General features: G+C 46.0%; 1 protein-coding gene. It reads left to right on the forward strand.

Going from position 1 to position 2,319, the window contains the following annotated elements:
• Window positions 1–176: 176 nt before the first annotated feature.
• Window positions 177–1,985: a class I SAM-dependent DNA methyltransferase gene (locus tag ACFW2W_RS01960; protein WP_378172617.1), complete on the forward strand. Its 1,809-nt coding sequence runs from the start codon at window positions 177–179 to the stop codon at window positions 1,983–1,985.
• The last annotated feature ends 334 nt before the right edge of the window (window positions 1,986–2,319 follow it).

Here is a 2,319-nt window from a genome sequence, read left to right on the forward strand (position 1 = left end):
CTCTAGTTCGGCAAGGTTCTTGACCTGCTTGCTCTCTTGCTCCAGCTTCTCGACCAGCCCTTCCATGCTCTTCTTTAAGTCGCTCATGGCCTACTATAGCTCTTAGCCGATTTCTAGGACACACCCTCGTCAAGTTATCGGGAGCAGAGCAAAATCTAAGCAAGCAGATTAAGGACTTGAACGAGAATTTCGGTATTGATTTGTTACGTCGCCATTGGCGGACGCTCTGGGATTTTATCTGGAGCGGCACACTGGAAGACAACAAGAAGTTCGAGAACTTTAATAAAGTGCTGTTAGCGAAGGTTTACGACGAGCGAAAGACGAAGAAGGGTACGGCGTATGTCTTTCAGCGTAAATTCAAGAGCAGCGTGCCTCAAAGCGATGTGGAACTTGCGGGCGATATTGACTTGCTGTATCGGCGTGCTTACCGCGAATACCTCTCCAAAGACCAAGACGTTGAGTTGAAAGACATCAACGGCATTGATTTAAGGGAATTTCCTCCTTATCTTGTCGCTAAGTGCGTCGAGCTTTTGTGTGCAATTTCGTTTCAGAAAAACCGCTATAAAAACGTGGACGTGCTGGGCGAGTTTTATGAGATGGTCATTCGAGATGCCTTTAAGCAAACTAAAGGCTTGTTTCTTACTCATCCGAATATCGTTCTTTTTTTGCTCACCGCATTGCAGGTAGATGAACTGGTTGTGGAGAAGTTACGCTACCCCGACCAAGACGCGCGGTATCGGTTGCCTTTTGTGATTGATCCAAGCTGCGGGACGGGCACGTTCCTTGTCCACTATATGCAGTTCGTGCAGAAACTTGTTAATGAAAATTATACGTCTATTGCACAAGGCGACGATGACGTGACCGATTTTATCCAAAGGCAAATGCTTGGCACCAGTGCTTTTAAGTGGGTGATTGATTACGTGTATGGCATGGATAACGAGCAAGTATTGGCAACCGCGTGTCAGATAAACATGATTCTACACGGTGATGGCAGTACTAACGTTTACAGTGCTGACGGTTTAGAATCGTTTGCACATTATGCTCAAATGGATGTGACGGGCGGCACAAATATCTTGTCGTCGAAACAGAATAACGGCAATCCCTACTACTCCAAAAGCACGATAGACCGCTTCGACGTGGTAATTTCCAATCCGCCGTTCAATGTAAATGTAAACTCGGCGGCTGTACAGCCTAACTTCGAGATTAAAGGTAAATCAGAAGCCTATTTCTTGGAACGGTGGTATCAATTGCTCAAGCCTGGCGGACGGCTGGGTGTTGTCTTACCAGAAAGTTTCTTTGCTGTTGAGAATGATGTGAACGGACGGTTATTCCTTTATAAACACTTCAACATTAAGGCGATTGTCTCCATACCAAACTTTGCGTTCTCTCCGCACACGACAACTTCTACAAGCCTCCTGCTTGCCAGCAAAAAGACGGTGAGCGAGGAGACAGATTTTCAAGATGCTTGGGTGAAATCAGGAACGCAGTTTGACGACCGCTTTAATCGCTTCACCGCTATGCTTCCTGCGTTGGCAACAAGCATAAACTTTGATGCTGAGGATGCGGATAAAGACAATAGTATCAAGACGCTGTTGCATGAAGCAACAGCGTTCTTAGACAAAGAATTTGGGCATGGCTTTGTTATTTTGCCTTACTTTACCGACACATTCCTATCCGATTCAAAAAACTACGCACTGTTCAAAAAGAAGGTGCGCGCCGTCGCCGCCGCAGTGCGAGAGCGTTGGATCTTACACCAAGTTACGGCTACGACACAGGGCGAGTTTTACAATTTGGCAGTTGCTAATGTGGGATACAAGGCAGGCAAGAAAGGCTCGAAGGACAAGCCGAATGAGCTAACGGCTATTTACGATGCCAATGATAAGAGAATTTACAATCTCAAGTACTCGCACGCTTGGCAGCGCATAGATGTAGAAGATAAGGAAACGGCGCTGGGCATTTTGAAAGGATTGAACCTATGGCAATAACACTGGAAAAGAACTCATTGCACTATATTTCGGGGTTTGCACCTGTTAGATGTGACACACACTTTCGTCACAATGTTAAGTTGGCCGATGAGTTCTTCACAGATGAATCGGTTACTTGGGTTGCGCTCGGCTCGGTGCTATATGATGTGCGAAATGGCATGAACGTCAAAACTGAGTACTACTCGATGGAAGAAACTGACACTTTATATTTAGGCTCTTACTGGATTCCAAGGAGATAACGTAAAGGCGTTGCAACACGGGCAGAATCACCTTTAAACTCGACCAATGCTGAACATCCAGGTTTTGGTGGATGACGCCAAGTGTTTCGAGGAAG

It is taken from the genome of Coleofasciculus sp. H7-2 (assembly GCF_042747725.1).
Lineage (GTDB): Bacteria > Cyanobacteriota > Cyanobacteriia > Cyanobacteriales > FACHB-T130 > FACHB-T130.